The organism is Streptomyces sp. NPDC002835 (assembly GCF_053591995.1).
Genome location: NZ_JBSFUW010000034.1, coordinates 63,472 through 89,404, shown reverse-complemented (window position 1 = coordinate 89,404; position 25,933 = coordinate 63,472). Strand labels below are relative to the sequence as shown.

Annotated in this window: 20 protein-coding genes and 1 pseudogene; 8 read left to right on the top strand and 13 right to left on the bottom strand. The window is 72.3% G+C overall.

Going from position 1 to position 25,933, the window contains the following annotated elements; all coding sequences use genetic code 11:
• The coding region (locus tag ACWD01_RS29000) for a hypothetical protein (RefSeq protein WP_451165782.1) at positions 1–264 on the top strand (264 nt) is incomplete at its 5' end.
• A 199-nt stretch (positions 265–463) separates the two neighbouring features.
• Here ACWD01_RS29000 and ACWD01_RS28995 read toward each other — a convergent pair.
• Positions 464–1,471 carry a stage II sporulation protein M gene (locus ACWD01_RS28995; RefSeq protein WP_451165781.1) on the bottom strand — a complete coding sequence of 336 codons (1,008 nt, stop codon included), beginning with the start codon at positions 1,469–1,471 and terminating at the stop codon, positions 464–466.
• Positions 1,472–1,614: 143 nt separating this feature from the next.
• Here ACWD01_RS28995 and ACWD01_RS28990 point away from each other — a divergent pair, with 143 nt between their 5' ends.
• Positions 1,615–2,535, top strand: coding sequence for an RDD family protein (locus tag ACWD01_RS28990; protein WP_451165779.1), 921 nt, complete (start codon positions 1,615–1,617; stop codon positions 2,533–2,535).
• Between the two features lie 30 nt (positions 2,536–2,565).
• Here the strand turns inward: ACWD01_RS28990 and ACWD01_RS28985 are convergent, their stop codons facing one another.
• Positions 2,566–3,180 carry a hypothetical protein gene (locus ACWD01_RS28985; RefSeq protein ID WP_451165777.1) on the bottom strand — a complete coding sequence of 205 codons (615 nt, stop codon included), beginning with the start codon at positions 3,178–3,180 and terminating at the stop codon, positions 2,566–2,568.
• Positions 3,181–3,373: 193 nt separating this feature from the next.
• On the bottom strand, positions 3,374–4,831 hold the full coding sequence (gene ahcY / locus ACWD01_RS28980) for an adenosylhomocysteinase (protein ID WP_451165775.1): 1,458 nt from the start codon (positions 4,829–4,831) through the stop codon (positions 3,374–3,376).
• A gap of 498 nt (positions 4,832–5,329) precedes the next feature.
• On the opposite strand from ahcY, the pseudogene ACWD01_RS28975 reads away from it, so the two are divergent.
• Positions 5,330–7,327 (top strand): annotated as a pseudogene (locus tag ACWD01_RS28975) (fructose-specific PTS transporter subunit EIIC).
• Between the two features lie 151 nt (positions 7,328–7,478).
• Positions 7,479–8,174: a signal peptidase I gene (gene lepB, locus ACWD01_RS28970; RefSeq protein WP_451165773.1), complete on the top strand. Its 696-nt coding sequence runs from the start codon at positions 7,479–7,481 to the stop codon at positions 8,172–8,174.
• 89 nt (positions 8,175–8,263) lie between these two features.
• Here lepB and ACWD01_RS28965 read toward each other — a convergent pair whose 3' ends face one another.
• From ACWD01_RS28965 to ACWD01_RS28940, 6 genes are all read right to left on the bottom strand, one after another.
• Entirely contained in the window at positions 8,264–9,232 is a 969-nt protein-coding gene (locus ACWD01_RS28965) for a cation diffusion facilitator family transporter (protein ID WP_451165771.1), read from the bottom strand.
• Between the two features lie 93 nt (positions 9,233–9,325).
• The gene (gene manA, locus ACWD01_RS28960; protein ID WP_451165769.1) at positions 9,326–10,504 is read right to left on the bottom strand and encodes a mannose-6-phosphate isomerase, class I; all 1,179 of its coding nucleotides are present in this window, start codon (positions 10,502–10,504) and stop codon (positions 9,326–9,328) included.
• A gap of 142 nt (positions 10,505–10,646) precedes the next feature.
• Complete coding sequence (locus tag ACWD01_RS28955; protein ID WP_451165768.1) at positions 10,647–11,789, bottom strand: SIS domain-containing protein; 1,143 nt, start codon at positions 11,787–11,789, stop codon at positions 10,647–10,649.
• 139 nt (positions 11,790–11,928) lie between these two features.
• Entirely contained in the window at positions 11,929–12,111 is a 183-nt protein-coding gene (locus ACWD01_RS28950) for a Trm112 family protein (RefSeq protein WP_100107426.1), read from the bottom strand.
• Between the two features lie 674 nt (positions 12,112–12,785).
• Positions 12,786–14,147, bottom strand: coding sequence for a phosphomannomutase/phosphoglucomutase (locus ACWD01_RS28945; protein ID WP_451165766.1), 1,362 nt, complete (start codon positions 14,145–14,147; stop codon positions 12,786–12,788).
• 140 nt (positions 14,148–14,287) lie between these two features.
• The gene (locus ACWD01_RS28940; RefSeq protein WP_451165764.1) at positions 14,288–14,716 is read right to left on the bottom strand and encodes a DUF3499 domain-containing protein; all 429 of its coding nucleotides are present in this window, start codon (positions 14,714–14,716) and stop codon (positions 14,288–14,290) included.
• 273 nt (positions 14,717–14,989) lie between these two features.
• Here ACWD01_RS28940 and ACWD01_RS28935 point away from each other — a divergent pair, with 273 nt between their 5' ends.
• Positions 14,990–15,418: a metallopeptidase family protein gene (locus ACWD01_RS28935; protein WP_451165762.1), complete on the top strand. Its 429-nt coding sequence runs from the start codon at positions 14,990–14,992 to the stop codon at positions 15,416–15,418.
• 38 nt (positions 15,419–15,456) lie between these two features.
• Here the strand turns inward: ACWD01_RS28935 and ACWD01_RS28930 are convergent, their stop codons facing one another.
• The 3 genes from ACWD01_RS28930 to ACWD01_RS28920 form a co-directional block, all read right to left on the bottom strand.
• Positions 15,457–17,028 carry a DUF5719 family protein gene (locus ACWD01_RS28930; RefSeq protein WP_451165760.1) on the bottom strand — a complete coding sequence of 524 codons (1,572 nt, stop codon included), beginning with the start codon at positions 17,026–17,028 and terminating at the stop codon, positions 15,457–15,459.
• Positions 17,025–20,774 carry a glycosyltransferase gene (locus tag ACWD01_RS28925; RefSeq protein ID WP_451165759.1) on the bottom strand — a complete coding sequence of 1,250 codons (3,750 nt, stop codon included), beginning with the start codon at positions 20,772–20,774 and terminating at the stop codon, positions 17,025–17,027. Before ACWD01_RS28925 ends, ACWD01_RS28930 begins: the two co-directional genes overlap by 4 nt.
• A 196-nt stretch (positions 20,775–20,970) precedes the next feature.
• Complete coding sequence (locus tag ACWD01_RS28920; RefSeq protein ID WP_053557226.1) at positions 20,971–21,234, bottom strand: WhiB family transcriptional regulator; 264 nt, start codon at positions 21,232–21,234, stop codon at positions 20,971–20,973.
• Positions 21,235–21,876: 642 nt separating this feature from the next.
• Between ACWD01_RS28920 and ACWD01_RS28915 the strand changes: the two genes are divergently transcribed.
• From ACWD01_RS28915 to ACWD01_RS28905, 3 genes are read left to right on the top strand one after another with little or no spacing between them, the layout of a single operon-like run.
• Entirely contained in the window at positions 21,877–22,371 is a 495-nt protein-coding gene (locus tag ACWD01_RS28915) for a cysteine dioxygenase (protein ID WP_451165757.1), read from the top strand.
• Positions 22,372–22,401: 30 nt separating this feature from the next.
• Positions 22,402–23,358 (top strand): 2-phospho-L-lactate transferase, encoded by a 957-nt coding sequence (gene cofD / locus ACWD01_RS28910; RefSeq protein WP_451165755.1) that lies wholly within the window; start codon positions 22,402–22,404, stop codon positions 23,356–23,358.
• Entirely contained in the window at positions 23,355–24,653 is a 1,299-nt protein-coding gene (locus tag ACWD01_RS28905; protein WP_451165753.1) for a coenzyme F420-0:L-glutamate ligase, read from the top strand. Before cofD ends, ACWD01_RS28905 begins: the two co-directional genes overlap by 4 nt.
• Before the next feature lie 282 nt (positions 24,654–24,935).
• Here the strand turns inward: ACWD01_RS28905 and ACWD01_RS28900 are convergent, their stop codons facing one another.
• Positions 24,936–25,916 carry a DNA-3-methyladenine glycosylase family protein gene (locus ACWD01_RS28900; RefSeq protein WP_451165751.1) on the bottom strand — a complete coding sequence of 327 codons (981 nt, stop codon included), beginning with the start codon at positions 25,914–25,916 and terminating at the stop codon, positions 24,936–24,938.
• Positions 25,917–25,933 lie beyond the last annotated feature (17 nt).

Genomic DNA, 25,933 nt, shown 5'->3' with positions numbered 1-25,933 from the left:
CCGAAGATGGACGGGGTATCAACATATCTGGCGTTGATTTTTGGCACACTGTTGAGTTCTCAAGGAACGGACGCTTCCTTTGTACTCACCCTCAGATCTCCCTGTGGGCTTTCCTCCGGGCGCTTCCCTTCGGTCTTGCGTTTCCAACTCTACCAGATCCGTTTTCCGTTCCGTTTCCGGTTGGAATTCATTTCCGGTGGCCGTTGGGGGCCTTTTGGCCTTTCGGCTGATCCGACTTTATCAGAAGCATTTCGGCCGACCTAATCGGCTTCGTGATCCTGAATGAATCGGGGATCGGCTCCGCGGAAATCGCTCCCTGCGAAAGCCAGACAGACTCTAAATGTTCTCCGTCGGACTTGTCCAGTCCGACGCAACCGTTAAAATCTACCTCCCCACGCATCCCGTGTCAACGGGTCTTGTGGGGCGAAGAGGAGACTAGCAGCTCACAGGCCCGCTACGCACATCACGCCGCTGTGGGCAGCTCCGCGCTGCGGTCGGGCTCCTCCACGTCGCCCGAGTCGCCGGCGCGAGCGGCGCGGCCGCCCAGGATGTAGACGTACGCCAGGAACGCCAGCTCCGCGGCGATGCCGATGGTGATCCGTGCCCAGGTCGGCAGACCGGACGGCGTTACGAAGCCCTCGATCACGCCCGACACGAACAGCACCAGCGCCAGCCCGATCGCCATGCCGAGCGCCGCCCGGCCCTGCTGGGCGAGCGCTGTGCGGCGCGACAGCGGACCAGGATCGATGACCGTCCAACCGAGCCGCAGTCCCGTCCCGGCGGCGACGAAGACGGCCGTGAGCTCGAGCAGGCCGTGCGGCAGCACCAGCCCGAGGAAGACGTCCAGGCGGCCGGCCGAGGACATGAGCCCGATGCCGACACCGAGATTCAGCATGTTCAGGAAGAGGATCCAGATCACCGGGAAGCACAGGAACGCCCCCAGGGTCAGGCACATGGCGGCGGCCTGGGCGTTGTTCGTCCAGACCTGCGCCGCGAACGAGGCCGCGGGGTGGCTCGAGTAGTAGGTCTCGTACTCACCGCCGGGCCGGGTCATGCGGCGGAGATCCTCCGGCGCCCCGATCGCGGACTGCACCTCTGGGTGGGTGCCTATCCACCAGCCGATGAGGGCGGCGACGAGCGTGGAGAGAACGGCGGTCGGTATCCACCAGTGACGGGAGCGGTAGACCGCTGCGGGAAAGCCGGCGGTGAGGAAGGTGACCACATCCTTCCAGCTCGACCGCCTGGTGCCGGTGACGACGGAGCGTGCGCGCGCCACCAGCTGGGTCAGCCTGGCCGTGAGTGCCGGTTCCGGGGCACTGGACTGGACAAGGGAGAGATGGGTGGACGTGCGCTGGTAGAGGGCGACGAGTTCGTCGGCCTCCGCGCCCGTCAGATGGCGACCACGACGAAGAAGATGGTCCAGGCGGTCCCACTCGGCACGGTGGGCTGTGACGAAGACATCGAGGTCCATGGTCGGCTGCTGCTCCAGGCACTGGGTGCGTTGCGTACTGTCCGTACTACTTCACTGCTCACTGCTGCGACACGCTGTCGGTCAGCTTGGCAGACTGAGAGATCAGGGGGCAGGGAAGGCCGGACATCACGAAGGGGGCAGCAGTGAGCGGGCTAGTGACGGGGGATGCGGTCGTACTGGGGCTGCAGCCTGCGCGATTGCCGAGCCGGGCCCTTGCCCTCGTGATCGACCTCGTCGTCGTGTGGACGGTCTATCTGCTGGTTTCGATCGGACTGGCCATAGCCACGGCGTCCCTGGACGAGGCGGCTGTCATGGCGATGTCCATCGCTTCGTTCCTGCTGGTTCTCGTCGGCGGGCCGATAGCCGTGGAGACCCTCAGCCATGGGCGTTCGCTCGGAAAGCTCGCCTGCGGGTTGCGCGTGGTCAGGGACGACGGGGGGCCGATCCGGTTCCGGCACGCCTTGGTGCGCGGCGCGATGGGAGTGGTCGAGGTCCTCCTCACGTTCGGAGTCGTCGCCTGTATCGCCTCGCTGGTGTCGGCACGCGGCCGACGCATCGGGGACGTCTTCGCCGGGACCCTCGTCGTACGTGAGCGGGTGCCCGCGGCCCGCGGCCCGGTGAGGCCGCCTCCGCCGCCGCCGTGGCTGGTCGGCAGGTTCGCCGAGCTCGATCTGTCGGGTGTGCCGGATGCGCTGTGGCTGGCGATACGCCAGTACCTGACACGTATGAAGCAACTTGACCCGGCGGTGAGCTGGTCCATGGCGCAGCGGCTGGCCGGCGACCTGGCCGACCGTACGGGAGCGCCCGCGCCTGCCGGCGTCCCGCCGGCGGCGTACCTGGCCGCGGTGGTGAACGAACGGCAGGCCCGTGACGCCCGGCGGGCCTTCGCCCCGTCCTCGTCCGCGTCCCCGTCCGTATCGAAGGCGGCGGCCGCGCCGGCCGACCGTCCGTTGGCGGGACCCGCGTCCGTACACGAGGCCGGCACCGTCCGGCCCGCGCAGCCGGCGCGCCCTGATGACGTGCGGCCGCCCGTATCGCCGGGTGGGTTCGCCCCTCCCGCCTGAGCCGCCCGCACCGCGGCCCGCGGCCGGGCGTCAGCGGAAGGTCGAGGGTGGGCTTTCGAGGTCTTCGAGTTCGATTCCGGGGGCTGCCAGGACCACGTCACCGGCGATGTGAACGGCATGCTGCTCGCCCGTGTCCAAGGCGCTGACCTGGTATTCGTCCACTGTCAGAGGGCCGTTGTCAGTGGTGTGCGCTTCACTGTTGATCAGGGCCCAGGACTGGTCGACGGTCAGGGGCGCCAGTACGGGGTCGGTGAAGGCGACGAGACCGACGCGGGTGGCCGGGGCGCCGGGTGCGAGGCGCAGCAGACGGGCGGTCGCGACGAGAAAGGCCGGGGAGGTGCCGGTGAAGGCGTGGGCGGGGGCGTTGCCTTCCCGGGCGTCGGTGCCGGTGGGGTCGGTGCGGACCCAGGTGACGCCGTCGATCGCCGCACCCCGGATCTGCCAGCTCGACGCGTGGAGTTCGAGCCGGATGGGGCGGCCCAGTTCGTCGAGGGCCAGGTCGAGAGAACCGGCTTCGTCGCCGGAGGGGGTGGTGGTTCGGGAGACGTAACGCCAGCCGGAAGGGCCGGGGGCGCACTGGAAGTGTTCTTCGCCGAGGGGGGTGTGATCGTGCGGATCGTGGAGCGAATAGCGGCCGCGGGGCATGGGGGCGTAGGTGTCCTTGAGCGGTGAGGCGTCGGCCGAAGCCGTTCGAGGAGGGTACGGGGCAGGCCCCCGACACGGGGGTGCGGGGGCCTGCCTGGTACTGCTCGGTGCACACCTCGCTGGGTGCGTCTGCGCGGAGCGCCTGCTCAGGCCCGGACGGGCCGGTGCCCGCCCGGGCGCTGCGCAGTGGTGATCAGTAGCGGTAGTGGTCGGGCTTGTACGGGCCGTCGACCTCGACGCCGATGTACGAGGCCTGCTCCGGGCGCAGGGTGGTGAGCTTGACGCCCAGCGCGTCCAGGTGGAGGCGGGCGACCTTCTCGTCGAGGTGCTTGGGGAGCACGTAGACGTCGGTCGGGTAGTCCTGCGGCTTGGTGAACAGCTCGATCTGGGCCAGGGTCTGGTCCGCGAAGGAGTTGGACATCACGAACGACGGGTGGCCGGTCGCGTTGCCCAGGTTCAGCAGGCGGCCCTCGGACAGGACGATCAGGACCTTGCCGTCGGCGAAGGTCCAGGTGTGGACCTGCGGCTTGACCTCGTCCTTGACGACGCCGGGGATGGCGGCGAGACCGGCCATGTCGATCTCGTTGTCGAAGTGGCCGATGTTGCCGACGATGGCCTGGTGCTTCATCCGGGCCATGTCCGAGGCCATGATGATGTCCTTGTTGCCGGTCGTGGTCACGAAGATGTCGGCCGTCTCGACGACCTCGTCCAGCGTGGTGACCTGGTAGCCGTCCATCGCCGCCTGCAGCGCGCAGATCGGGTCGATCTCCGTGATGATCACTCGGGCGCCCTGGCCGCGCAGCGACTCGGCGCAGCCCTTGCCCACGTCGCCGTAACCGCACACGACGGCGGTCTTGCCGCCGATCAGGACGTCGGTGGCACGGTTGATGCCGTCGATCAGCGAATGGCGGCAGCCGTACTTGTTGTCGAACTTCGACTTGGTGACGGCGTCGTTCACGTTGATCGCGGGGAACAGCAGCGTGCCGTCGCGGTGCATCTCGTAGAGACGGTGGACACCGGTGGTGGTCTCCTCCGTCACGCCGCGGATCTCGGACGCGAGCTGCGTCCACTTCTGCGGGTTCTCGGTCAGCGTGCGGTTCAGCAGCCGCAGGATGTAGCCGTACTCCTCGCTGTCCGCGGTCGAGGGGTCGGGGGCCGCGCCGGCCTTCTCGAACTCGACGCCCTTGTGGACGAGGAGGGTGGCGTCACCACCGTCGTCGAGGATCATGTTCGGGCCGCCGGTGGAGGTGTTCGGCCAGGTGAGGGCCTGCTCCGTGCACCACCAGTACTCCTCCAGGGTCTCGCCCTTCCAGGCGAAGACCGGGATGCCCTGCGGGTTCTCGGGGGTGCCGTTCGGGCCGACGGCGATGGCCGCGGCGGCGTGGTCCTGGGTGGAGAAGATGTTGCAGGAGGCCCAGCGGACGTCGGCGCCGAGCGCGACGAGGGTCTCGATGAGGACGGCGGTCTGCACGGTCATGTGCAGGGAGCCGGTGACGCGGGCGCCGGCGAGCGGCTGTGCCTCGGCGTACTCCCGGCGGATCGACATCAGGCCGGGCATCTCGTGCTCGGCGAGGTTGATCTCCTTGCGCCCGAAGGGGGCGAGAGAAAGGTCCGCGACCTTGAAGTCCTGGCCATTGGCGACGGTCGGCATACGAGCTGCTCCTCGTGGTTCGGTCGAGGTGGTTACGGCTGGCTCTGCGGCGGCCTGGACGCCACGCCTCCGCGTCGTACCGCTCAGCGATACTCAGCGATACGGCGCGGGACACGGCATACGAATGCCCGGGAGTCCGCAGGACAGTCCGTCGGAGGCCCTCTCTCCCTCGGTCGGTCCGCGCGGGACCGCCCGACCGCCATCAGCAGCGACGTCTGACTGGTTACGAATCTACACCGATCGGCCCAGCCGACCCCAGCCCGCCCGCTTCCGGATTCCAGCCAGTCTGCTGTGGCCGGTTCCCTGCGAGGTCGGCGGGGTGCGGACTTTGGACATGGCCGGAATCTGTTGGCACCATGCTGCGACATCCCGGCCGGGAGGCCGGGCGGCGACCGCACGATCCGCGGGACGAGCGTCAGGAGAACCACGTGACGAGTCCAGCGGAAGGTGAAGCTGCTTGCGGTGACGGCCTGTCCGACAGGCATCGCCCACACGTACATGGCCGCGGAGAAGCTGACGCAGGCCGCGGAGGCGCTCGGTGTCGAGATGAAGGTGGAGACCCAGGGATCCATCGGCGCCGAGACCGTGCTCTCTGACAGTGATGTCACCGAGGCGGACGGCATCATCATCTCCGCCGACAGGACGTCGACCGCAGCCGCTGCGAGGGCAAGAGAGTGCTCGCCGTCGGTGTCGCCGAGGGCATCCGCCACCCCGAGCAGCTGATCGAGCGGGTACAGGACGCACCGGTGCACCGCGCCCAGGGCAGCGCGGGCAGCGCGGGCACGGACGGCGGCGGAACGGCGGGGCCGGCGCCGGGCGCGAAGGGCGCGAGCGGCAAAGGCGGAGGCCAGGGCCGGGGCGTCACGTACAAGGCGCTGATGAACGGCGTCTCGTGCATGATCCCGTCCGTCGTGGTCGGCGGGCTGCTCATCGCCGTCTCGCTGGCGCTGGGCGGTGACGCCACAGCAACGGGCTACGCCATCCCGGAGGGTCCTTCTGGGAGGACGTCTTCTAGATCGGCGAGATCGGCTTCCAGCTGATGATCCCGATCCTGCCCGGCTACATCGCCTACGCGATCGCGGACCGCCCGGCCCTGGTCCCCGGCATGATCGGCGGCTGGATCGCCAACAACGGCGCGCTGTACGACTCGGAGGCGGGCGCCGGCTTCATCGGCGCCATCGTCACCGGATTCCTGGCCGGCTATCTGGTCCTGTGGATCAAGAAGTCAAGGTCCCGAAGTTCGCCCGGCCGATCATGCCGATCATCGTCATCCCGATCGTGGCCACGACGGCGCTCGGCCTCTTCTTCATCTACGTCATCGGCAAGCCGATCTCGTGGGTGTTCACCCACCTCGCCGACTGGCTCGGCGGTATGACGGGCGCGAGCGCGATCCTGCTCGGCGCGCTGCTCGGCCTCATGATCGCGTTCGACATGGGCGGGCCCGTCAGCAAGACGGCGTTCCTGTTCGGCGCGGGGCTCATCGCGACCGGCAACCAGACGGTGATGGGCATGTGCGCCGCCGCCATCCCCGTCATGCCTCTGGGGCAGGGCCTCGCCACGCTGATGCGCCGCAAGCTGTACTCGGAGCAGGAGCGCGAGACGGGCATGGCCGCGATCTTCATGGGCATGTTCGGCATCTCCGAGGGCGCGATCCCGTTCGCGGCGGCCCGGCCCGCGCAGGTCATTCCGGCGAACATGCTCGGCGGCGCCATCGCCGGTGCGGTCGCGGGCATGGCCGGTGTAGAGGACGCGGTGCCGCACGGCGGTCCCATCGTGGCGGCCCTGGGCGCGGTCGGCGGGGTGCCGATGTTCTTCCTGGCGGTCGCGGCAGGCACGGTGGTCACCGCGATCACCACCAACGCGCTGATCGGCATCAAGAGCCGGACCCGCGGCGCACTCATGCCCGTCGACCAGCCGGCCCTCGTGGGCGCAGGGGCCACCGTAGGCACCGCGACGGAAGGCACCGGAGCCGTACCGGAGACGGGCGCGGGCCGGGTGGCCGGTACTGCGACCACAACCGGCGAGGAGAGCGCCGGCTCCGAGATCCTGTCCGGTTATCTGACCGCGCAGACCGTGAAGGTGCGGCTCGAGGCCGACAACAAGGACGCCGCCATCCGCGAGATGGCCGCCATGCTCACCACCACCGGCAAGGTCGCGGACCCCGAGGCGCTGGTGCGGGCCGCGCTCGCCCGCGAGGAGCAGGGGACCACGGGGCTCGGCGAGGAGATCGCCATTCCCCATGCCGAGTCCGACGCCGTCACCGCACCGGTCGTCGGCTTCGCCCGGTCCGCACAGGACGTCGAGTGGGGCTCCATGGACGGCACCAAGGCCAAGTCGATCTTCATGATCACGGTGCCGGAGGCCGCCGCGGGCGACGAGCACCTGCGGATCCTGGCCATGCTGTCGCGCAAGCGCATGGACACGGAGCTCCGGGAACGCCTGACGGCGGCGCCGGACGAGACCGCCGTCCTCTCCGTACTGCGCGAGGTCCGGTAGCCGGTCCGTGGCGGGGACCGGCGGACCACCCGTCCCCGCCGCGGACGCCAGCCCTCCGGTCCCATAGGGTGCGGGCGCCGCACCTCGCGTGTGCGGCGCCCGCACGGCCTTCCGTCCGTCGCGGGCCGGGTTCGGGGAGGGGAAGGGTGCAATGGGCTCAGGCAGACCGGGGCGCGGGCTGCGGATCGCGGGATGGGTGCTCACGCCGCTGGGCGTCCTGCTGTGCGCGGGAGCGCTGCTGACGCTCAGGTCGGAGTACGGCAGCGTGACGATGGCCAACCAGTCCATGCAGCCGACCTACGACATCGGCGACCGGGTCGTGTTCGAGACGCTGGACGACGGCCGTGTGCAGCGCGGCGACCTCGTGGTCTACAGCGTGCCGGACCGCTACCGCGGGCAGCCGGTGCTGCACCGGGTGATCGGCGTCGGCGGGGACCGGGTCGTGGGCGGTACGGACGGCGGCCCCCTGTCCCTGAACGGCGAGCCGCTGCCGGAGCCGTACGTGTGGCAGGGCGACGCGGTCGGCGGGATGCCGTTCGACGTCACCGTGCCCGAGGGCCGGCTGTTCCTGCTCGGCGACGACCGCGGCAACTCCAGGGACTCGCGCTCCTTCCAGGACGAGCACGGCGGCGGAACAGTGGCGTCAACCTCCGTGCACGGCCGGGTCCTCGACGACGTCACCGTGCCGGTCGTGCTCGGCTTCACCGCCGCGCTCGGGGTCGTCGCCGGGCTGACCGGGGCGGGGCTCGGACTCGCCGGCGGGCTGACGGGGCGGCGGCGCCCGGTTCCGCCCTCTGACGCGGTGGTCCTCGGCTCACAGGAACGGCTCACGGGAACCGGGCCATAGAAGCGGGCGGGACGGGAAAGGCCCCGGACCGGCGTGGTCCGGGGCCTTCGTGCGCTCGGGAGGTACGGCCCCGGTCGCGGTTCGGCTGCTCAGTGGTCCGAGCCGCCTGGTGACTCGTCCAGGTCGGTGGCCCCGGCCGCGACCGCCGTCTCGTTGTAGATGTCCGGCTCCAGGTAGATCACGCGCGCGATCGGCACGGCCGCGCGGATGCGGTCCTCCGCAGCGTTGATCGCCTGCGCGACCTCGTCGGCCGTCTCGTGCGCCTCGACGGCGATCTTCGCCGCGACCAGCAGTTCCTCCGGCCCGAGGTGGAGCGTGCGCATGTGGATGATGCGGGTGACCGTCTCGCCGTCGACCGTGGCGGCCCGGATCTTGTCGATGTCCTCCGTGCCCGCGGCCTCGCCCAGCAGCAGCGACTTGGTCTCCGCGGCGAGCACGATCGCGATGATGATCAGCAGGACGCCGATGCAGAGAGTGCCGATGCCGTCCCAGACGCCGTCGCCCGTGACCAGCGCCAGGCTGACGCCGCAGAGGGCGAGGATCAGACCGACCAGCGCGCCGAGGTCCTCGAGGAGGACGACCGGCAGCTCGGGGGCCTTGGCGCGGCGCACGAACTGGGTCCAGGTCAGCTTGCCGCGTACCTCGTTGGACTCCTTGATGGCCGTACGGAACGAGAAGGTCTCGGCGATGATCGCGAAGACGAGGACGCCGACGGGCCAGTACCAGGCCTCGATCTCGTGCGGGTGCTTGATCTTCTCGTAACCCTCGTAGATGGCGAACATGCCACCGACGGAGAAGAGCACGATGGAGACGAGGAAGGCGTAGATGTAGCGCTCGCGCCCGTACCCGAAGGGGTGTTGGGGGGTCGCCTCGCGCTGGGCCTTCTTGCCGCCCACGAGGAGCAGGCCCTGGTTGCCCGAGTCCGCCAGCGAGTGGACGCTCTCCGCAAGCATCGACGACGAACCACTGAAAAGGAACGCCACGAACTTGGCCACCGCGATTGCGAGGTTGGCGACGAGTGCCGCCACGATCGCCTTGGTACCGCCTGACGCGCTCATGCTTGCCGGATGTCCCTTCGTACGTACGCCGACCGGTCCTGTGCCCGGCCTTTGCGGTGCGCCATTGTTGCAGCACCCCCGCGCGGTGCCGAGTCAGGCCACCACAGTCGCGCGGAAGACGGTACCGGCGCCGCCGTCCGCGCCCGAGATCTCCGCCTTCTCACCGGCGGGCACGAACGCCGACTCGCCCGGCGCCAGGGTCAGTTCACCGGCGGTGACGCGGCCCGCCGTGCACAGCAGGATCTGCGGCGTGGACGCGGTCACGTCGCAGGGCTCCGCGTCGGGCGCGAGGACGTAGCGCGACAGCCGGAACTCGTCGATCGGGGTGTCGTAGACCTCCTCGCCGGAGGGTGACACCTCGGGGCGCAGGATGCCGGGCTCGGTCGCCTCGAACCGGACGATGCGCAGGAGTTCGGGCACGTCCACGTGCTTGGGCGTCAGACCGCAGCGCAGCACGTTGTCCGAGTTGGCCATGATCTCGACGCCGAGGCCGTCGAGATAGGCGTGCGGAACCCCGGCACCGAGGAACAGCGCCTCGCCGGGCTGGAGTTGTACGTGGTTGAGCAGCATGGCCGCGATGACGCCGGGATCGCCGGGGTAGTGGTGCGCGATCGCGGCGTACGGGGTGTAGTCGCCGCCGAGCCGTTCGGCGGCCGCGGCGGCCGCCGCGACGGTGGCGGCCATGTCCTGCGGGTCCGCGGTCAGTACGGCGGTGAGCACCTCGCGGAGCGCGGCCTCCTCCGGCTGGGCGTGCAGCAGGTCGACGTACGGCTTCAGGGAGTCGACCTCGAGACCGGCGAGCAGCTCGGCCGCCGCGGCGGCGGGACGGAAGCCGCACAGGCCGTCGAACGGCGTGAGCGCGCAGACCAGTTCCGGCTTGTGGTTGGCGTCCTTGTAGTTGCGGTGCGGCGCGTCGAGGGGGACGCCGGCGTTCTCCTCGGCTCCGTAGCCGTCCCTCGCCTGGGCGAGGTCGGGGTGGACCTGGAGGGAGAGCGGGGCGCCGGCCGCGAGGAGCTTGAGGAGGAAGGGCAGCCGCGGGCCGAACTTGGCGACGGCCGCCTCGCCCAGCTCCCGTTCTGGCGCGGCGGCGATGACCTCGGAGAGGGGCTGCTCCGCCTCGGCGCCACGGGTGACGCGGGACGGCGCCCCGGGGTGGGCACCCATCCACATCTCGGCCTGCGGCTCACCGGTGGGGGCGACGCCGAGCAGCTCCGGAATGGCGGTGGTGGACCCCCAGGCGTAGGGGCGCACAGTGTTGGCGAGGCGGTCCATGATCTTCCTTGGTCATTCGTCGGTGCGGCGGTGCGGCAGTGCGGCAGTGCGGTCGGTACGGGCCAGGGCGCCCCTGCGGTCGTCGGCGACCGTGCGTTCGTGGCGCGCCGGGGCGTCACCTGCGGTGCGGCGGCGGGTACGTCTAGACCGGATGATTGCCCGACGCCGCGATGGCCAGGTAAACGGCGGCGAAATCGGTGATGGCCAGCAGCTCCGCGATCGACTCGAGCTCCGAGCCGTCCTCCGGTTCGAGCTCGCTGATGGGTGTGTCGTGGCTGAGCGCCAGTTCGCGGGCGGCGGGCGCCGCCGTGAGGCTGCCGACCGGGCGGTCGCGCAGCAGTACGACGCGGGCCCGCAGCGCCTGTGGCTCGTCGACCCGGTCGCGGAAGAAGTCGTCCGGATCGGCGCCGGCCGCGAAGTCGCCCGCGAGGAGCACGCCGTGGGCGGGCAGCGCCTCCGGCAGCTCGGCGGCGAGCGCGGGCCGGCCGGCGAGCTCGGCCAGGACCGCGGCGAAGCGTCTGCCCGCCGGAGCGGCGCCGGCGCCCTCGGTCCAGATGAGGGGCAGGCTGTCGGCGAGGTCCGCGGCCAGCGTCTTGGCCGGGTTGCTGTACGTGGCGACGGCGGGGCCGCAGCGCTCCGCCGTGGTGTCGAGACGGTCGGCGACCTTGGCCAGCATCTCCGGCGGGGCGTCGAGCAGCCCGACCCGGTCGAGGAGCGCGAGCAGGGGCGTGAACAGCGCCCAGAGCGCGCCGGGGGCGGCCGCCTGGACCTCCTCGTACGCCTCCTCGTACGGCGCGGTGGCCATCGGCACGGCGAGGCCGTGGATGCCGTCGACCGCCTCGGAGAGCGGCGAGCGCTGCGGTGCGACGGAGACGACGGTGCAGCCGCGCCGGTACGCCTGCTCGGCAAGCAGCGCGAGGCCCGGCTCGCTGCCGTCGGTGGTCACGAGGAGCAGCAGGTCGACCGACCCGGCCCAGCCGGGCATGGCCCAGCGCAGGGCTCCGGCGGCGTGGGCGACGCCGGTGGGGCGGAGCGGGATGACGGGCGCGGAGGCGCCGGCGAGAGCGCCGACGAGGTCCGCGACGCCGAGGGCTGCGGTGCCGGGGCCCGCGACGAGGACGGCCCGCGGCCGGCCCTCGGGGGTGAGTTCGGCGATTCCGGCTTCGTCGGCGTGCCTGGCCGCCGCGCGTACGCGGGCCCCGGCCTCCGCCGCGCCACGCAACAGGCCCCGGCGGTCGGCGCGGGCCAGGGCGTCCGGAGCGTCGAGGAGCGACTCGTCGAGCATGAGGGTGGGCCTCCGATCGCCGTACGCGGGCGGGGGGTCTTGTGCGGTTGTCAGGGACTCGGTCGTACCGGACACGATCGGCCGGAGGACCCGCCGCCGGACGCTCGGTCCGGTCGCGGGGCCCTCCCGCCGTCCCGCCTCACGCCGGGCGGCGTGCCTCGTCGACGAGCAGGACGGGGATGCCGTCCCTGACCGGGTAGGCGAGGCCGCAGTCCTTGCCGGTGCAGATCAGCTCGGGCGTGTCGGCTGCCGTGCGGTCGTCGAGCGGGGCGTGGCAGGCCGGGCAGGCGAGGATCTCCAGGAGGCCGGCTTCGAGCGGCATAAGAGCGGTGTCCCTTCGGGCATGCCGCAGGCCGACGGTGCGATGGCGATGGCGATCGCGTCGGACATACGGTCACGGTCTGGCGGATCAGGCGTCGTCAGCCTACCGCCGGGGGGCGGGGTGCGGCTCGTTCTGGGTACGGCGTGGACGGACGACGCCGTACGGAGCGCCGGGCCGGGCACGGCCCGGGGCCGACCGGACACGACTCGGGTGCCGCCCGACACGCACCGGAGCCGGCCCGGCGGCGTACAGCACGGCGCACGGCCAGGCGACCGGGGCGGCCGGCCGCCGCCAGTGCGGGCGGCGGCTCGGCTGCCCGGCCGGACATGGCCGAGTACGAACGGGGAGTGCACCGGAGCCAGCCGACGCGGCAGCCCACAGGCCAGGTGCCCGGGAACGAACACCCGACCGCCCGGCCAAGGCAACGCACCGGAGACGCGCGGCGCGGCCGCGCACAGGACGGCGCACGGCCAGGCGACCGGGGCGAGGCGGCCCGACCCCGATACGGGCAGGGCCCGCCGCCCCGGTCAGCGGCCGTGGCAACGCGGCCGGTCCCCTGCCCGTACGGGCGGGAACGGGCCGTCCAGCAGGCGAAGGCCGCCCCCGGAAGGTGCGGGCACACCCCCGGCAACGCGCAGGCCGCCCCGGCAGGGCACGGCCCCGCCCCGCGGGCGTCAGGCCCGGATCAGTGCCAGGACCTCGTCGCGGATCTTGGACATCGTCGCCTCGTCGCGCGCCTCGACGTTCAGGCGCAGCAGGGGCTCCGTGTTCGAGGCGCGGAGGTTGAACCACCAGTCGGCGGCCGTCACCGTCAGTCCGTCCAGTTCGTCGGCCTCGACGCCCTCGCGGGTGGCGAACGCGTCCTTCACCGCTGCCGCGCGGCCGGCCTGGTCCGCGACCTTGGAGTTGATCTCGCCGGATGCCGCGTAGCGGTCGTACTGCGCGACCAGTTCGGACAGCGTGCCGTCCTGGGAGCCCAGCGCCGCCAGGACGTGGAGGGCGGCGAGCATGCCCGTGTCGGCGTTCCAGAAGTCGCGGAAATAGTAGTGCGCCGAGTGCTCGCCGCCGAAGATCGCGCCGGTGCGGGCCATCTCCTCCTTGATGAAGGAGTGCCCGACCCGGGTGCGCACCGGGGTGCCGCCGTTCTCGCGTACGACCTCCGGGACCGACCACGAGGTGATCAGGTTGTGGATGACCGTGCCGCCGGCGTGCTTGGCGAGTTCGCGAGAGGCGACGAGGGCGGTGATCGCCGACGGGGAGATGCCCTCGCCCCGCTCGTCGACGACGAAGCAGCGGTCCGCGTCGCCGTCGAAGGCGAGGCCCAGGTCGGCGCCCTCGGCGCGCACACGGGCCTGGAGGTCGACGATGTTGGCGGGGTCGAGCGGGTTCGCCTCGTGGTTGGGGAAGGTGCCGTCCAGCTCGAAGTACATCGGGACGAGGGTGAGCGGCAGGGACTCGAAGACCGTGGGGACCGTGTGGCCGCCCATGCCGTTGCCCGCGTCGACGACGACCTTCAGGGGCCGCATGGCCGACAGGTCGACGAGGGAGAGCAGGTGGGCCGCGTAGTCGGTGAGCGTGTCGCGCTCGGTCACGCTGCCCGGCGTCGCCGCCGGGGCGGGCGCGCCCTGCTCGGACCAGGTTTCGACGAGCTCGCGGATGTCCGCCAGGCCGGTGTCCTGGCCGACGGGGGCCGCGCCGGCCCGGCACATCTTGATGCCGTTGTACTGCGCCGGGTTGTGCGAGGCCGTGAACATGGCCCCGGGCAGCCCGAGGTGTCCGGAGGCGAAGTAGAGCTGATCGGTGGAGCACAGTCCGATGAGGGTGACGTCGGCGCCACGGGCCGCGGCGCCACGGGCGAACGCGCCCGACAGGCCGGGCGAGGACGGCCGCATGTCATGGCCGACCACGATCGCGTCCGCGTCGGTCACCTGGACGAAGGCGGCCCCGAACAGTTCCGCGAGCGACTCGTCCCACTGATCCGGCACCACCCCGCGGACGTCGTACGCCTTCACGATCTGCGACAGATCAGCAGCCACTGCCCAACCCCTTCTGAAGTCCATACGGTCACCACAAAGTACCCGGACGGCGGAGGGTGGCCGACCGCCCCTGTCGCAAAGCCGTCGCGCGGGACGGGAGCATGTCGGGACGGGGGCACGTGTGCCGTGAGGGGGGCCGGTCAGGAGTCGGGGGAACGCAGCACCCGCAGATGGCCGCGGCGCGCGACCTCCATCGGGTCCGCGGAGCGCCGGCCGCCGGTACCGCCCGCTTCCGCCGTACGTCCCCGGGGCCGTGCCGCCTCGCGGACCGCGTTCGCCAGGGCTTCGAGATCGTCGCCGCTGGGGCGGGCGGGGGCGGAGCCGTCGGTGAGCCGTACTACCTCCCAGCCGCGCGGGGCCGTCAGCCGCTCACTGTGTTCGGCGCACAGGTCGTAGCAGTGGGGCTCGGCGTAGGTGGCGAGCGGACCGAGGACCGCAGTCGAGTCGGCATAGACGTACGTCAGTGTCGCGACGGCAGGGCGGCCGCACGCGGTGCGCGAACAGCGACGTACAGGGCTCACGACGTTGGACGGTACCGCACTCTTGAGCGGGCTGCGACGACTCTCCACCAGGTCACTCCCCCGTGTCGTCGTGTGACATCGAACATATCGGCAGCTCGAGCAACTGGCCTGACCTGCAGGGAAAGAGAACCACACGGGCGAAGGCCACACGCCGTGCGGTCACGAGTTGGAGCGATTCGGGTCAATCGTGTCGAGAGCGCCGATCACGAGAGCCGTTGAATCGAGCCCAACATTGGCCGGAATGTTCAATTAGCGACATACCTGCGGCCGGCGACAGGCTGTCGATCGCCACCGGCCCCGGAGAGCTACCCTGCGTCAGTGATGGACAGTCCTGTACCCCCCCGACCGGCAGAGCCGAGGACCCGCCGCCGCGACCGGCACGGACGAGGTATGCGCGGTCCGGTGGCCCCGCCGCAGGTGCCGCTCGCTGCCAGCCGCGCCGAGACCTTCCGTGACCTGGTCCAGGACTCGGTGGAGCGGCTGGAGCGGCACTGGCCGCAGCTCGCCGACGTCGACTTCCTGGTGCTGGAGGTGCCAAGCACGCCCGACGATTCGGTGCCCCTGGGCAGTGCCGTCCCCGCCGCCAAGGACCAGCCCGCACGGATCATGGTCTATCGCCGGCCCGTAGAGATCCGGACAAAGAACCGCGACGAACGAGCACTCCTCGTACACGAAGTGGTCGTCGAGCAGGTCGCGGAGCTGCTCGGGCTGGCCCCGGAGTCGGTCGACCCGCGGTACGGGCAGGACTGACGCCCACCACCGGCCCACCCTCGCAGCGCCGGCCGGCCTCAGTCGTCCAGCACCGAGAGGTCCTGCTCCGCCTCCGGCACCGCGACCGTCCCCCGGTCGTCCGGCAGCGTCTGCACCGTGAACATCGGGATGCCGCCCTCAGGGATCTCCAGCATCCGCGACGCGTGCACCGGCCCGCCCGACACCGTCTCCACCGTGAGCGCGTATGCGCCCTTGAGGCCGGTCGGCGCGGGTGCGGGGACCGCCGATGTCGTGCCCGCCTTCACGGTGAACTCCTTGACGACCTGGGCGCCGCCCTCCGTGCCCGCGGACGCGGTCACCTTCACCTTCGCGTCCTTGTCCGGCGCCGTCAGTGACAGCCGGGACCCCTTGGCCCGGTTGTCGGCGACCGTGGCGCGCTCGCCCACCGGCGCGACGGCCGGGATGAACGCGATCTCCTTGTCGTCGCCCTTGCCGCGCGTCACGCGCAGCGCGGCCACCACCTCACTTGCCGTGCCGCCCTCCGCGGGGCTGAGGATCAGCGATCCCGGCTCGCCGCGGGTGACGTCCTTCAGGTCGACGCTCGCCGTCATGCCGGACTTGACGTGCAGCGTCTCGTGTCCGGCCGGGGTGATCGTGCCGGTGGCGCCCGCGAGCTGCACCTTCAGCTCCGCGTCGTTGTCCCCGGGTGCGAAGGCCACGAGCTGGACGGAGGTCGCGTCGGCCGGGATGCCGGGGAGGACGGCGGTGCCGGCGGGGTCGGCGGAGGCGCTGAGCCAGTCGCTGCCGGCGTTCTCGTCCACGGACCGCACGACGGCGCCGACCCGGCCGGTGCGGGTGGTGACGTGCACGGTGACGTCCTCGGCCTCGGCGTCTGTGAGCGTCGACAGCAGCACCGGGACACCGGCTCCGCCGGGGACCGGGATGCCCTCGGCCACGGTGCTCTTGAGGGCGCCGTCCTTGCCGTGGAGCTCGATGTCGACGACGGCCGTGGCCTCGTCCGGGTTGGTCAGGTGCACATAGTCCTGGCGCTTGTCGGCGAGCGAGGCGCCGGGAAACCAGAAGTCGGTGTCCGGCGCGGTGCAGCTGACGCCGAGCAGGCCGCGGCCGCTGCCCGCGGACACCGTGGTGGTCTGCTGCGCCGTCCAGCCGGGGGCGAGGCTGCCGGTGGCCGTGCCGACGAGCGCCGGGGCCTGGCCGCCGTCCTCGTCGGCGGAGACGGGCTTGCCGGGCTCCTTGAGGGCGAGGAAAGGCTTCTCCGAGGCGGGCTTCTTCGCCTCGTCCTCCTTGCCCTCGCCGTCCTCGTCGTCCTTGTCCGCGTCGGGATCGGGGTCGGCCAGGGTGACCGCGGACGGCCGCAGTTCGGCCGCGTCCGCCTCCGCCGCTTCCTCTCCGGACCGCTGCTTCGACGCGCCACCCTCCGCGGCGGGCGTGAAGGACGTGTACCGCGTCTCCGCCAGGTCCGAGCTGCTGGGCGCCGGACACAGCAGGCTGGTGCGCTCGACGGGCAGGCGGGCCGGAGCGGCGGCCGCCGGCTCGGCCTCGCCGCCGGGCGCCGTGAGGGAGGCGAAGCCGGTGACCGCGGCGAGGGCCGTGGCGACCGCGATCAGGGAGATGGTCGTGCGCTTCACTCAGACTCGCCTCGCGTCGTGCCGGGGGCTTGCGCCGGGGGTTCTGGGTACGGGTCGCCGTCCGGGGCCCCGTCGGGTCCGCCGTAGTACGGGTCGTACTGCCCGTCCTGCCCGTAGGAGCTGTCGGGCTGGTACTGGCCGTCCTGCGGGTACGGCTGGTACTGCTGCCCGTCGCCGTAGGACCCGCCCTGGTACTGGTCGGACTGGTACGGCTGCTGGTACTGGGCGTCGCCGTACGCCCGGTCGCCGCCGTACTGCTGCTGCCCGTCGCCGTAGCCCTGGCCGTCCGCGTAGCCCTGGCCGTCGCCGTACGGGGCGTCCTGGTACCCGCCCTGGCCGTACGGCGCCCCGTAGCCGGCGTCGGTGCCGGCGTACGTCTGCGCGTCCCACTCGCCGGGCTGCTGCTGCGGCACCGACGCGTACGGCGCCGGCTGCTCCGCGCCCCGCGGGTCCGGCTGCGGCTCCACGGGATCGCCGGCGGCCTCCGCCTCCTGGGCGCGCAGCCTGCGTGCCCTGCGGCCCTCGCCGGACACCGGCTGGTCCGGTACGGCGGCCGGCTCGTCCGGCAGGTCGTCGTCGATCTCCCGGCGCCGCCCGGGGAGGGCGAGCACCACGAGCACCAGTGCCAGGAAGCCCTGGGTCCAGATCCAGGCCGTGTGCGTGGCCGGGGCCTCGAACGTCAGCTCCAGGCGGCCGCCCTGCGCGGGCAGCTCGAAGCCCTGGGCCCAGCCGTCGACCGTGGTCTTCTTGAGCGGGCGTCCGTCGAGAGTGGCCTGCCAGCCCTCGTCGGCGCGGTCGGCGATGCGCAGGATGCGCCCCGAACCGCCGACGGGGATCTTGGCGTGCGCCTCCACTGCGTCGGAGGCGACCGGCAGCGGTTCGTCCTCGCCGTTCACGATTGTGGCGCGGGCGACCTGGCGGTCCACCCGCCACAGCGCGCTGCCGTCGAGCTGGCTGAGCCGGCTCAGTCCGGGTGTGGCGTCGAGGACGCTGCTGGTCTCGCGGGGGGCGCCGTCGCGCACCAGCACGTACCGGATCGCGTAGCCGCTGAGCTGGCTGGTCTGGTCGGCGCCGGAGCCCGCGACGAGGTTGGCGACGATCTTGTCGAGGCGGGCGTCGTCGCCGGCCGCCTCGGTGAGCTCGGCGTCGCCGAGGCGGCCGCCGGAGCCGCGTACGAGCGTGTACGAGACCTTGGCGGCCGAGGCGCCGCCGAGCACCAGGGTGCGCGGCTGGTCCTGGGTGTCGCTCTCCTCGGCGACGAACGCAGGCACCTGGACCGGGTCGCGCCGCTCGAGCGGGCCGCCCGCGCCGCCGACCATCCAGTTCGCCGCGGCGATCACGGGGGCCAGGCCGGCGGCCAGCGCGACGAGGGCGGCGACCGGCTGCCGCCAGCCGAAGCTCTGGGCGGCGACACGGGTGCGGCCGCCCTCGGCGCCGAGCACGGCGGCCGCGAGCAGTGCGATGCCGTAGACGAGCGTCGCGGGGCCGGCCCAGCCGGTGCCGCCGTCACCGGAGCCGTTGACGAGGGCCGCGAGCACCAGGGCGACCAGCGCGACCGCCCAGGCGGCGCGGATCGCGAACTGCCGCTCCTCGCGCAGCAGGGCGCCCAGCGCGGCCAGCACGATGCCGATCATCAGGATGCCGCCGACGGTTCCCGGCCCGCCGGGGCTGATGCCGAGCAGGTCGGTGGCGCTCGCCGCGCCGCCGTCGTAGGCGAGTCCGGCCTCGCGGAAGAAGCCGGCGGGTCCGGTGAGCAGAGAGAGCGACCAGGGGGCGAGGACGAGCACGGGGGTGCCGACGGCGGCGACGAAACGCAGCCCGTAGGCCGTGATGTCGTCGCGCCGCAGCACCAGGACGGCGATGCCGAGGACCACGGCGATCGGCCACACGATCGGGGTGAACGCCATCGCGAAGGTGAGCAGCAGCGCGTACGCCCAGGTTGCCCGCCAGCTGCCGCGGCCGCCGCCCGTGACGCGCAGCCCGTGGGCGGCGACGGCCGTGCGGGCGATGAGCGGCAGGACGACGGCGAGGACGGCGGTGCCCAGCCGCCCGGTGGCCAGCGCGCCGGTGGCTGCGGGCAGGAAGGCGTAGGCGACGCTCGCCCAGGCCCGCAGCAGCCGGGACTCGACGATGGGCCGGGAGGCGAAGTAGGCGGTGAGGCCGGCGAGCGGGACCGAGCAGACGAGCAGCACGGTCAGCGCGAGGCCGGTGGAACCGAGGAACAGCGCGGAGAGCACCGCGAGGACGGCGAGGTAGGGCGGCGCGGTCTGCGTGCCGCCGGTGCCGATGGGGTGCCAGCCGTCCGCGTACCGGCCCCAGAGGTCGAAGACGTCCGGGGGCGCGGGCAGCAGGGCGCCGCCGGCCAGTGCGCCGCCGGCGAAGAGTCCGCGGCAGGCCACGAGGGAGACGACGAGCAGCACGGCGAAGAGGAGTGGGGCCGGCTTGCGGGCGATCTTCTTGAGCCTGGCGAACTGCTCGATCTCCATGAAGTCGGCGTCGTCGCCGCCGGGTCCGGACTCGACGGCGCCGTGGCGGGAGCCGCCCGAGTCCGCGTCGGAGCCGCCGAAGTTGGAGACGACCTGCTCGATCGTGGCGCGGACCGTCGCGCCGGGCGGCGGGAACAGGGGCCGCAGTTCCGCGGCCTCGACCGCCCGCCGGGACCGTCTGCGCCGCCCGGCCAGGACGCGCTCGGGGCGCAGCAGTACCGCGAAGAGGCCCATGACCTCGTCGACGGCCTGCCCGGGCACCTTGCCGACGAGATAGGCGAGGGTGCGCAGCATGGTGCCGAGGACGACGCGCAGCAGTACGTACGGCAGTGCGGCGCCACGGGTGTTGGTGAGCAGGGTGTAGACCGCGCCCGCCTTGTCGACGCGGTGCGGGCTGGCGACGGACCGGCCGGCGCAGTCGACGGTGCGGCGCTCGCGGGCGGCGGCCTCCGCGTGCCGCAGGACGGCGTCGGGGGCGATGAGGACGCGGTGGCCGGCCGAGTGGGCGCGCCAGCACAGGTCGACGTCGTCGCGCATGAGGGGCAGCCGCCGGTCGAAGCCGCCGAGTTCCTCGAAGACGTCCCGGCGGATGAGCATGCCGGCGGAGGAGACGGACAGCACGGAGCGGACCTGGTCGTGCTGGCCCTGGTCCTGCTCGCGGCGGTCGAGTCCGGTCCAGCGGCGTCCGCTGTTGGCGATGGAGACGCCGGTCTCGAGGAGCTGCCTGCGGTCGTACCAGCCGCGCAGCTTGGGGCCGACGACCGCGGCGTACGCGTCGGAGTCGGCGACGCGCAGCAGTTCGGCGAGGGCGTCGGGCTCGGGCGCGCAGTCGTCGTGGAGGAGCCACAGCCACTGCACGGGCTCGCCGTGCGGGAGCTCGGGCATCTCGTACGCCTCGTCGTGCCACGTCCTGGTGACCGGGTCCCAGCCGCTGGGGCGCTTCAGATACGGCAGATCGTCGGCGGTGAGGACGCCGGCGGTGCGGACGGCCTCCTCGACGGCGGTGCCGAAGCCGGTGCGGCGGGCGAGGTGCAGCACGCGGTCGGCGCCGAGGGCGTCGGTGAGCAGCTGCGCGGAGTCGTCGGCGCTGCCGGTGTCGGCCGCGACGACGTTCTGTACGGGGCGTTCCTGGCCGATCAGTCCGGCGAGGGCGTCGGGGAGCCAGCGTGCGCCGTCGTGGGAGACGAGCACGGCGGTGACGACGTGCCGCGGGAACTCGGGCGCGGCTGCCGGAACAAACGCGGCTGTGGTGGCGGACATTGAGGTACGGGCCCTCCGGCCGGGGTCGCCCCGTAGGGGCTGTGATGCGTCACGGACGGGGCCCCACACTAACGGCTGACATGTCGACGGTCCGCAGCCTGTGGACAACCCACAGACGGCGGACCGTTCGCTATATACCTGATTGACGCGGTTGTGCCGTTTCGCCGGACGAGCGGGCTGCCGATCGGGCGGCGGTTCAGACGGCGGCCTTCTTGAGCCGCCGGCGCTCCCGCTCGGAAAGTCCGCCCCAGATTCCGAATCTCTCGTCGTTGTTCAGGGCGTATTCGAGACACTCGGAGCGGACCTCGCAGGCGAGGCAGACCTTCTTCGCCTCGCGGGTGGAGCCGCCCTTCTCGGGGAAGAAGGACTCGGGATCGGTCTGGGCGCACAACGCGCGCTCCTGCCAGCCGAGTTCCTCGTCCGCGTCCTCGACCAGCAGTTGTTCGAACAGCTCGGTCATGTGCGCCCCTCGTCTGTCTTTGCGTCCCCGTGATGTTGCCGCGATCGATTTCGGCCGAACGACACGAGTGAAATTACAAGTGTGTAGCTCCGGGCCAGTCAAGCTGAGATCTGCTATTGGGCCCGGTATTCACTCTGCGGAACCAAGGCTATGCGGAAAGTGTGCAAATCACCAAAAAGGTGACACATGCCAGCGGCCTGCTCCACACCCCGCCACCCTCGAAGGGGAAGACGCCACAGGCATCGATCTTGTTTCGGTCGAACCCGCGAAGCGATCCGGATCACAGTCCGATCACTTCGAGCCGCCGTGACGTTTACAGACGGAGCTGCTGCCGCATGTCTCCGTCTCCCCCGCTGCACAAACCTTTCTCCGTCCCCGGTGACCGGAAAAGGTGAAACATTGCCGCCAAATCGGTCATTGGGTTGACAGTGGACGAGCGGACAAGTCACCTTTGATCCCATGCCAGCGACCTCAGCGCCCCTCGCGACCCGCCACCGCGGGTTCCGCAGCGCTGTCCAGGCGCGCTGTTGCTGTTGCTGTTCCAGCTGTTGATGCCTCCGAGCTCCGGCTTCTTCTCGCACCCTGCGTCACCTTTCCGCTCTGCGACACCCCATGCACTCCTGCTGAGGAACCCCCGCACCCATGAACAGCGACAGCGACCTCCAGATCGCCGGCGACATCCTCGCCGTACAGCACCTGCTCCAGCCCGCCCGTGAGCATCCGGCCACCGTGGCCGAGTTCGCCGGCCTCGCCCGCTCCATCGCCGCCGACCGCGGACAGTGGGAGCACCTCGTCGAGTACGACGCCACCTCCCGCTGGTACCACCGGCTGCGCACCGGCCCCGGCTACGAGGTGTGGCTGCTCAGCTGGGTGCCCGGCCAGGGCAGCGGCCTGCACGACCACGGCCCCTCCTCCGGAGTCCTCACCGTCCTCCAGGGCGAGCTGACCGAACGCACCGAGCGCGGCGAGCGGTCGCTGGCCTCCGGCTCCCAGCGGGTCTTCGCACCGGGCTACGCGCACGAGGTCGTCAACGACTCCCTCGAACCGGCCGTGAGCCTGCACGTCTACTACCCGGGCCTGACCGAGATGCCGATGCACACGGCCGCGAGCTGCGCCACCGAGGCCGTTCCCGTCTGACGCCGCCGGGGGACCTGCAAGGATGGCGGCATGCGCATTGTGGTTCTGGCCGGCGGTATCGGCGGCGCCCGTTTCCTCCGCGGTCTCAAGCAGGCCGCGCCCGAAGCGGACGTCACGGTGATCGGCAACACCGGTGACGACATCCATCTCTTCGGCCTCAAGGTCTGCCCCGACCTCGACACCGTGATGTACACCCTCGGCGGTGGCATCAACGAGGAACAGGGCTGGGGCCGTCAGGACGAGACCTTCCAGGTCAAGAGCGAACTCGCGGCCTACGGCGTGGGCCCCGAGTGGTTCGGCCTCGGCGACCGCGACTTCGCCACCCACATCGTCCGTACCCAGATGCTGAGCGCCGGCTATCCGCTCAGCGCCGTCACCGAGGCGCTCTGCGACCGGTGGCAGCCGGGCGTACGGCTGCTGCCGATGTCCGACGACCGGGTGGAGACCCACGTCGCCGTGACGGCCGACGGCGAACGCAAGGTCATCCACTTCCAGGAGTACTGGGTGCGGCTGCGGGCGTCCGTGGCCGCGGAGGCGGTCGTGCCGGTCGGCGCGGACCAGGCCAAGCCCGCGCCCGGAGTGCTGGAGGCCATCGACTCCGCGGACGTGATCCTCTTCCCGCCGTCCAACCCCGTCGTCAGCGTCGGCACCATCCTCGCCGTGCCCGGCATCCGCGAGGCCATCGCCGAGGCCGGTGTACCGGTCGTCGGCCTCTCCCCCATCGTCGGCGGCGCGCCCGTGCGCGGCATGGCCGACAAGGTACTCGCCGCGGTGGGCGTCGAGGCGACCGCGGCGGCCGTCGCCCGGCACTACGGCTCCGGACTGCTCGACGGCTGGCTCGTCGACACCGCCGACGAGGCCGCGGTCGCGGACGTCGAGGAGGCGGGCATCGTCTGCCGGGCCGTGCCGCTGATGATGACCGACGTGGACGCGACCGCGGAGATGGCGCGAGCCGCGCTGGCGCTGGCCGAGGAGGTACGGGCGTGAGCCCGGCCTCGTACCGGGTCTGGGCGCTGCCCGGACTCGGCGAGATCCGGCCCGGCGACAACCTCGCCAAGCTGATCGCCGCGACCTCGCCGGGGCTGGCCGACGGGGACGTGCTCCTCGTCACCTCCAAGATCGTCAGTAAGGCGGAGGGCCGGATCGTCGAGGCGACGGACCGCGAGGCCGCGATCGACGCGGAGACCGTCCGGGTCGTGGCCCGGCGCGGCGCCCTGCGCATCGTCGAGAACCGGCAGGGCCTGGTGATGGCGGCCGCCGGGGTCGACGCCTCCAACACCCCCGCCGGGACCGTGCTGTTGCTGCCCGAGGACCCCGACGCCTCCGCGCGCGCGATCCGCGAGGGGCTGCGGGACGAGCTGGGCGTCGACATCGGCGTCATCGTCACCGACACCTTCGGCCGGCCCTGGCGGGCCGGGCTCACCGACGTCGCGATCGGCGCGGCGGGCGTACGCGTCCTCGACGACCTGCGCGGCGGCACCGACGCCCACGGCAATCCGCTCGGCGCGACCGTGGTGGCCACCGCCGACGAACTCGCCGCCGCCGGCGACCTGGTGAAGGGCAAGACCAGCAGACTGCCGGTCGCCGTCGTACGCGGCCTGCCGCACGTCGTCGACGGCACCGACGACGGCGCGAGCGCGCTGGTCCGCGGCGCGGCCGACGACATGTTCCGGCTGGGGACCTCGGAGGCCGTACGGGAGGCGGTGACGCTGCGCCGTACGGTGCGGGAGTTCACCGACGAACCGGTGGACGGCGGCGCGGTCCGGCGCGCGGTCGCGGCCGCGGTGACGGCGCCGGCGCCGCACCACACGACGCCGTGGCGCTTCGTCCTGCTCGAATCGGCGGCGTCGCGGCTGCGGCTCCTCGACGCGATGCGCGACGCGTGGATCGCGGACCTGCGGCGCGACGGCAAGTCCGAGGAGTCCATCGCGAAGCGCGTCCGCCGCGGGGACGTCCTGCGCAACGCGCCCTACCTGGCGGTGCCGTGCCTCGTCACCGACGGCGCGCACACCTACGGCGACGAGCGCCGGGACGCCGCCGAACGCGAGATGTTCGTCGTCGCGGCGGGCGCCGGCGTGCAGAACTTCCTCGTCGCGCTGGCGGGCGAGCGGCTGGGGTCGGCGTGGGTGTCCTCGACGATGTTCTGCCGGGACGTGGTCCGGGAGGTGCTGTCGCTGCCGGACGGGTGGGACCCGATGGGGGCGGTCGCGATCGGCCATGCGGCGGGGGCGCCGAAGGCGCGGGCGGTGCGGGGGGCTTCGGGGTTCATCGAGGTGCGGTGAGGTGGGGCGGGGGTGGCCGCTGCGCGGGGCTGTTCCCCTACCCTCCCCCTGCGGCCTGGCGGCCGCGGGGGGACCCCCACCTCCCCGAAACCGGGGCAGGCCCCGGACCCCGGTACCGCGCTCCGCGCGGTGGCCTCAATCTCCCCCTACGGCCTGGCGGCCGTGGGTGGGGGCACCTCCCACGCCGCCAGGCGTAGGGGGAGTACCCCCAGGCCGGGCACATCCAGCCCCGCCGGCGATTGAGGCGCAGGGCCCCGGGGCCGGCGCCCCCGGAAGCGGGCGTCACCACTGGGCGATGTCGACGCGGCGCATCTTTGGCTCGCGGCGCGGTGGGATGCGGCCCGCGAGGAGGATCAGGCGGGCCGCGCGGTGGCGTTGGCCCGCGTAGGGGGACAGCAGCTTCAGCATCGCCGCGTCGTCCGTGTCGCGTTCGCCCGCGAGCGCGTAGCCGACGATCCTCGGCAGGTGCAGGTCGCCGACCGTGACCGCGTCCGTCGCGCCGTTGCTGCGCTGGACAACCTCCGCCGAGGTCCACGGGCCGATGCCGGGGATCAACTCCAGCCGGGCCATGCCCTGTTCGGGCGACATCGCCGCCGCTTCCTCCAGTCGGCGCGCGACCTTCACCGCGCGCAGGATCGTCGACGCGCGCTTGTGGTCGACGCCGGCGCGGTGCCACTCCCAGGAGGGGACGAGCGCCCAGGTGCGCGGGTCCGGCATGACGTACATGCCGTGGTCGGGGCCCGGCGCCGGTTCGCCGTACGTGCGGACCAGCAGCCGCCAGGCCCGGTACGCCTCGTCCGTGGTGATCTTCTGCTCGAGGATCGACGGGATCAGGGACTCCAGCACCAGTCCGGTCCGCAGCAGCCGCAGCCCCGGCCGGCGGTGCTGGGCCGCGGCGACCAGCCGGTGCCGCGGGGTGAACGCCTCGGTGTCGTCCGACGCCCCGAGCAGGTCGGGCAGCCCGTCGAGCAGCCACTCCGCGCCCGGCCCCCACGCCTCCGCCTCGACGGCGCCGGCCCGCATCGTGACCCGGAGCGTGCCCGGACCGGCGGGTGTGCGGCTGGCGCGCCAGACGGAGCCGTCGGGCGTCGTACGGAAGGTCGGGTCGGCCGGGCCGCGCCGCAGCGGGCCGAGGGTCAGGCCGAGGTCGAGCGGCCACGGCGGCGCCCACCGCCGGGTGCGTGCAGCCACGGCGGGGGTCGCGTGTGCCGCGCCACCGCGTACGGTGACGCGGCTCGTACCCGGTCGGAAGCGCCCTGCCATGCGGCCAGGCTACTGGT